The organism is Candidatus Methylacidithermus pantelleriae, from assembly GCF_905250085.1.
GTDB lineage: Bacteria > Verrucomicrobiota > Verrucomicrobiia > Methylacidiphilales > Methylacidiphilaceae > Methylacidithermus > Methylacidithermus pantelleriae.
In genome coordinates this window covers 23,058-29,273 of the sequence record NZ_CAJNOB010000016.1, presented here as the reverse complement: position 1 = coordinate 29,273, position 6,216 = coordinate 23,058, and the positions used below count along the sequence as shown (strand labels likewise).

At 56.8% G+C, this 6,216-nt stretch carries 4 protein-coding genes and 1 pseudogene; 2 read left to right on the top strand and 3 right to left on the bottom strand.

Annotated elements, in window-relative coordinates:
• Window positions 1–867: 867 nt before the first annotated feature.
• A complete protein-coding gene (locus KK925_RS05545) occupies window positions 868–1,494 on the top strand; it encodes an MIP/aquaporin family protein (RefSeq protein WP_174583243.1) in 627 nt (208 codons plus the stop codon).
• A 1,089-nt stretch (window positions 1,495–2,583) separates the two neighbouring features.
• Here the strand turns inward: KK925_RS05545 and KK925_RS05540 are convergent.
• From KK925_RS05540 to KK925_RS05530, 3 genes and pseudogenes are all read right to left on the bottom strand, one after another.
• Window positions 2,584–2,787, bottom strand: a pseudogene (locus tag KK925_RS05540) (transposase); the annotation flags it as partial.
• 746 nt (window positions 2,788–3,533) lie between these two features.
• Complete coding sequence (locus tag KK925_RS05535; protein WP_174583242.1) at window positions 3,534–3,902, bottom strand: hypothetical protein; 369 nt, start codon at window positions 3,900–3,902, stop codon at window positions 3,534–3,536.
• Between the two features lie 838 nt (window positions 3,903–4,740).
• On the bottom strand, window positions 4,741–5,478 hold the full coding sequence (locus tag KK925_RS05530) for a peptidoglycan recognition protein family protein (RefSeq protein WP_174583241.1): 738 nt from the start codon (window positions 5,476–5,478) through the stop codon (window positions 4,741–4,743).
• A 122-nt stretch (window positions 5,479–5,600) separates the two neighbouring features.
• Between KK925_RS05530 and KK925_RS05525 the strand changes: the two genes are divergently transcribed.
• Complete coding sequence (locus KK925_RS05525; RefSeq protein WP_214096333.1) at window positions 5,601–6,131, top strand: cupin domain-containing protein; 531 nt, start codon at window positions 5,601–5,603, stop codon at window positions 6,129–6,131.
• Window positions 6,132–6,216: the final 85 nt, after the last annotated feature.

Below are 6,216 nucleotides of genomic sequence, written 5' to 3'. Positions count from 1 at the left end.
TTTCCCTTAGCGAGCTTGACACATTTTCCACGCCTCAACTCTTGTTCCTGCGCCGAGAGAAGCTGCATCAATGGGCCCCTACCCCCAGCCCTTTTCCCCTGTGATCCGTTGCCCGGGCTGCATCCCGCCTCGAAGAAGAATTGGCTTTGCTCCCCTCCTCGAGCAACGCGCCGACGTTGCCCTGGGTCCTCATGCATGCCCCCCCAAAAAACTCACAAGCATCCAGCCTTTCTTCTCCGTCGGATCCTTTGCCTAGCTACCCAGGCCCTCGCAACCTCTCCTGGCTTCTCCCTCCGCGTCCCCCCTCTCAAACATAAAGCCAAATCTCCCCACCTAAATACGCCATCCTTTCCCGCGCAACCGCCAAATCTGCATTCCCTCCTAGCTGGCTCTTCTCCATCGGCCCGCGATTCCATTCCATCCTTCCTGCCCACGCTCAGTCACCCTTGCGCAGCTGCATCTCCTTTCGCTCCCCCCTCGTCGCTTGCCGGAGAACGTTCACCCCGAAGACCGTGCCTATCCTGAGCGCCCAACTTCCCTCTGGTTAAAGCCAGGAAGTTGTAGGGCATTTTTCTGTTGAAGATGGCTTCGGGCGGCCAAAAGCCCGAAGAGGTTTCCGCAGATTGAATGAAAAAGCAACCTTCGAGCAGAAACTCAAAGGGAGCCCCACGAAACAAGCCGGTTAAAGCCGCCGACGTAGATCTAGAACTTTCGCACCAGCGTGTAAAAAAAGACGACGCTCGCCCGTCTCGGTGAATCTACCTAGACAGAAAGGACGTACCAACCTAGTTTCGCAGCCAGAGGTCAAATGTGTTGTTCTGCGCCGAACGGAAAGAACCCTCCCCCCTTCCGGGAAGAAACCAAAACATGAGAAAATACCTCACTGAGCTTATTGGAACGTTTTTTCTCGTGCTCACGGTTGGATGTACAGCTATCAAACCAATGCCCGGGGTTATTCCTCCTCTGGCCATCGGATCCATCCTTATGGTGATGATTTTTGCCGGCGGCCACATCTCGGGTGCTCACTACAACCCTGCCGTCACCCTAGGGGTCTGGATTCGAGGACGGTGTAGTCTTCGAGACGCACTTTTTTACGTAGTTGCACAGCTTGGAGGTGCGTTGCTTGCGGTATCAGCCGTTTCTTTCCTTAGAGGGGTAGAGACAAGAACCCCAGTGGCCCCCGCCTGGGCACCGGCATTTTTAGCCGAATTTTTGTTTACCTTTGCCTTGGTCTACGTAGTTCTTAACGCAGCCACTGCCCGCGAAACTGAGGGAAATTCTTTCTACGGCCTGGCTATTGGAATGACGGTTTTAGCAGGTGCTTTTGCTGTTGGAAACATCTCGGGAGCCGCGTTTAACCCCGCAGTAGCGATTGGCGTGATTGGCTTAGGGATTCTGCCACCAGGGACCTTTTTCTTTCTTTACCTGCCTGCTGAGCTTCTGGGAGGGGTGATTGCTGGAATTGTGTTCCGCTACCTTCACCCAGAAGACTAGCGAACCACAATGGGAATCGCCCTGCCTATTGCAAGAGAAGCGAACGGAAGATCCAGAGCAGCACCAGATTCAAGGAAAGTTCGAGCACTCTCTCCAAGGGAGATTGGGCAAAGCAACCCCGCTAAGAGAACGGAGCGATTCCAGATAGCTAGCTTGCATGTTTTCTCCGCCGCAGAGAGGAGACCATCGTTTTGTAACGAGAAAGTTTTGCTCCTCCGTTTTTTGAGGCCTTCGAGTTCAAAAGAGCCTTGCTGGGAAGCTCCGTACTCGCCGACTACCCGACAGGTTCCTTGATCTTGCCGTTCGGTCCGCTCGATTCTCTTTGAAAAAGCTTGCCAAAAGGCGGGCTATTTATCGACGATCGGGTTTTTTCATGGCAATAGATCCTCTCCCAGCAGGATGTTTGCCACAAGTCGGTTACGCGGATGGGGAGGCAAAGGCGTTTGCCGCTTCCGGCGAAGCAGCTGCCCATCGGAACCGTGATCGTGCATGCGGAGGCGGAGCGGCCCGATGGCGTGCCCCCTTACGCGCCCGTGTCCAGTAGCGATCGACAAAAGAATCCGGATAGGCAACTGGCATCGTTGACCTGATTTTGCGCTCTGGCAAAGCGTTGCGAATCGTCAAGGCTGTCAACGAGGCCAGTGCCGGAATGGACGGTCATCGGAGGGGTTTATCGGGCTGCTGCGTAATCGAAAGGTCGGCATGAATCTGGTCAAGGATCGCGACCGGCTGATACGCTTGGGATTCGGGTTCCCAGAGGCGGCATTAGCCGCGCAGAGCCGCTCCATCTTCGTCGTGGAACCCAACAAAATGGCGGACGATATCGTCCGTCCTTTGCAGAAGCTCATCCGTTTCCCTGTTGTGCGAGGCTTTGCAGCAAGCGCTCCACTAAAAACCGCACCAAGAAGACTCTCGAAGCAATGGCATGAGGAAGCTCCCTCTTTTCACCTACCAGGCCCGTTTTTGCCGCTAACCCGCGGGTAGGCCTGCTGCCTGGACGCCGATGCAGCGCTTCACGGTCGGGCGAATGCTCGGGCGAATGCCGGGTTTTTCTACTCGGATGCAGGCCGGCGTTTTGCCAGACAAGCGCCAGCGCCGCGGACGGTACCCGTTGCGGTACGTCCTGCGAGTCTCGGTGCGTTCGTAGCGCTGGGCGACGATCACCTCGCTGACCTCCAGCTCGATGAGCTGCTGCGCCAGCCAGCGCAGCCCTTCCCGCAAGGCATCGAGTCCAGGGTCGTCCTGGTACTTCCGCAGGAGCTCAAGGAGTGCCATCTTAAGATCGGCGGCCATCGGTCAGCTGCCTCCCTTCGTCTGGGGTTCGTCCAACCCGAAGGGAAGCTGCCGGTGGCCCCTTTCGTCAAGGCCTGCCAGCCCTGGGCCCTAGGGCCCAGGGGAATTTACACCACCACCCGGGACTCTAACGGCAATCGCCAGGCTGGAGGCGAAGGGGCCGGCGTGGGCCGTCTTGCATCAGAAGAAGCGGCGGCTGGCCATTCTGCGGCCCGACACTCGATGCGCTTCTGGCCGATCGGGAGTCCGTCCGGGCTCGGGCTCTCCTTCGATTGCGGCATCTTTTGTGCGGGCCATTGTCGTTGGAGAAAACAGATGCGCAAGCCATGCAGACTGGGAAAAGAATTCAGAGGTACAGCGGAGCAGCTAGCTCTTTATCTTGGGCTCCAAGGATAAGAGCCCGGGCAACCACTCCTGCCAAGCTGCCGTCGACCCAGGACAGCAGCTTGCAGCTGCGGTTGCGGCTGCGGAACGGAAGGGAGGGTTCGAGCAAGTACCTGATACTAAAAGGCGTGCGCTTGGTCTACGGAGAGGAGACGATCCGGTCGGCCCTTCCCACCGGCCAGATCGTCACAGCGCAAACACAAACAGGGAAGTCCGCCTACCAGAGGGAGGAATCCGCGGCGAGCCCTCACTTCGTGCGGGACCGGAAAAGGTGACGGCTGTTTGTGGGTATTCAGACGCGGCCACTTTCCGTGGTGACGCCACCGACTCGGCGGGCCGGTCGGCATTGACCTCAACGGGGATTACCCGGCGGTGGCCGAAACGGATCGGTTGAGTAATCTCATACACATTGCCGGACTGGACTCAATCTCTACGGCAAGAGCCAGGGCAAGCCAAAAAGGGATTTTTACGGATGCGTGCAGAAAAATCGCCTGAGCCTCCCCCCAAGGGGGCAAGCTTCTTGTGATCGAGCGGTTGGATCTCCCCCAGGGCGGAAGCCGCAAGCTCAAGCCGGTGGACGCCGCCTGAGCCCACTCGCTCTTTTCTTTGCCTACGCCAAGGCGATCGCGATTGCTCAAGTCGGGCTTTTTTTTCAGGCCGGGGTCGAGCCGATTGGGGTTAACCCGCCCGACACTTCCCTGATCGACATGGACCACTACACGCACCGTCATGACCCGAGTTCTTACCAGAGCGCGGCCTCATGGTGTCGCGCGCAGAAGATTCGGTCGATCCCCAGCACCCATCGCTCCGGGACGCTACCCTGCCGACCCCCGACGGCAGCCATATCACTTTTGCCCTACGCGCAAGCAACTGGGCGAAGCGCGTATGGTCGTTTCTATGGCGGATGTTCGACGAAGACTCGCGGTAGCTCATGTAGCAAACGCCCGCTCAGGAGGCAACCGACCGCCTCCGGCGGTTCTGTCCGCAAAAGTGCAGGCATGGGCGCCATCTGGGCATTTGCCGATGAGACCTCGGCGCGTAAAGCGCCGACAGCGCTATGCAGCCGGCGTGGTGGATGATCATCTATCCTGCTAGAACAGTGGTTGTTCATGGTTTTAAGAGCGGCATTTGGAGTGCTCGGAGTTGACGCGGTCTGCCTATAGGCGACCGTCTGCTGGACGCTGTGCGCCATCCTGATATGCTTTTCGCCACGCCACATTCTATCGTCGTCACTCGAAGAGAACGGATCCCATCGGAAATCTTCCTAATAGGCTAAGCCAGCAGTCGAACTACCTTGGCACTAGTACAAGCGCAACCTCACCTGACGGCAACGCCAGAGAACGAGGGGCATGTTGCTGGGCCGAAAGCATCTAAGCAAGCTTCCCAGCGGCCCGTGTAGCCGATGCTCGTTGAGCGGGTTTGAAAATGACTTCCCGGCGCTTCCGCTCTCTGAAACGCCGACATCCGCGCTAAACTCCTGGTTTTCTTTCCAGGCGCCGGCTTGCCTTCGATCGATGACCTTCCCTCGTCCTGGGGGTTGAACGGGCCTCCCTGGCCGAGCAAGAGTTTTCAATGTTCTGGAAGCAGTTGGGATCTACTGGCAATTCGATCGTCCGTGCCATAGTACCGGCGGTAATAGGCAGCAATCCGTTGGAGAAAGGCTTCCCATCTTCGACCCGGACGGCCGTGTTCCAAAAGGATACGCGGGCAATTTTTGCGGTATCCGTGAAAGTGCCACTGGGGCCAGTACCAATGCGGTACCACATGATCGAGGGGTATGTCTTCTTCGCGCATAAGCCATGCCGTAAGTTTTGCTGCTCGATCAATGGCCTTGGCCTGGCGAACAGGGTTACGAAACTCGCAGATTTCAATTCCTATACTGGTTCGATTTCCCGGACCGTCATGGTCTGCATGCTCCCCCTGAATCGTTAGAGGGAGAGATTGGATGGCTTCCTGATCATCTACGGTGAAATGCCACGTAAGGTAGCCAGTTCGATTCCAGCGGCTTTTTGCTCGAAAACGGCCATGAGCCATTCCCACAGCATGTTGATAAGCAGTGGCGTTTGGGTTGTCCGTGGAGTGGATCGTGATGTAGCGGGCGTGGAGGGGAAATTCGATGTGTCGTCCGTACCGGCCGGGTGGTACCATCATCACCCGGAGATTAACCTCCGAGGGAGGAGAAGAGGCGGTTGCAGGAAAAGGAAAAAGCCAGAGAATCAAAAGGAGAAATGTTCCAAGTGAAAAAAGAAGTTTTTCGCGCATAGCTTCGAAGCCCAGAAGGGTTGCTTGGAAGGATAGCTTGTGCATGGAGCCTGACTTATAAAAGATACTTTCGTAGATAGGGTGAAGGGAAAAGGTTCAACAGCTCCTTCCACCCTGGAAAAGCTCGCAGGGCTGATTCCCGATCTGGGTTGAATAAAGTTTCCCAAATGGATCACGAGCGGCCGATCGAAATATGGCTTTCTCCCTACGGGGGATTTCCCAATAGCCGCTTACCTGTCCTCTATTACCCCAAAGCGCTTCGGTCGCTCAAAGGAGATCCTGACGCCGTAGAGGAGCTTTTTTACTCCCACGGTTGGCGCGGTGCATGGATAAACGGCGTCTACCCTTTCGACCATTTTCATTCAACGACCCATGAGGTACTCGCGGTGATTGCCGGCGAAGCCCGGCTTCGTCTGGGAGGGCCTGCGGGAAAAAGTTTCCTATGTGAAACGGGTGATGTCCTGGTGTTACCGGCAGGTGTTGCTCACGCATACATCCACGGAACCCGAGATTTTCGAGTGCTAGGGGCCTACCCTGAAGGAAGATCCTGGGATCTACGGTTGGGTGATCCAGGGGAGCTACCCGTGGTACTCGCTCACCTCGGAGAGGTTCCGATCCCTAAGAGCGATCCTCTTTACGGGCCCTCAGGACCCCTGGTGGAGATTTGGACTTCGATAGCACGGGAAAACCAGAGTTAGCTCTCAAGTGGTTTCCTTGGTAGCGGCTGTGGGAGGGAAAGATCCAACCCCTGCAAGAGCGCGAGAGGCAAAGAGGCTCGCGACC

What these genes read in the sequence shown, in the direction of transcription:
- KK925_RS05525 (WP_214096333.1), top strand. Translation starts at nt 5,601, where the DNA reads ATGGATCACGAGCGGCCGATCGAAATATGGCTTTCTCCCTACGGGGGA.
- KK925_RS05530 (WP_174583241.1), bottom strand. Translation starts at nt 5,478, where the DNA reads ATGCACAAGCTATCCTTCCAAGCAACCCTTCTGGGCTTCGAAGCTATG.
- KK925_RS05535 (WP_174583242.1), bottom strand. Translation starts at nt 3,902, where the DNA reads ATGACGGTGCGTGTAGTGGTCCATGTCGATCAGGGAAGTGTCGGGCGG.
- KK925_RS05545 (WP_174583243.1), top strand. Translation starts at nt 868, where the DNA reads ATGAGAAAATACCTCACTGAGCTTATTGGAACGTTTTTTCTCGTGCTC.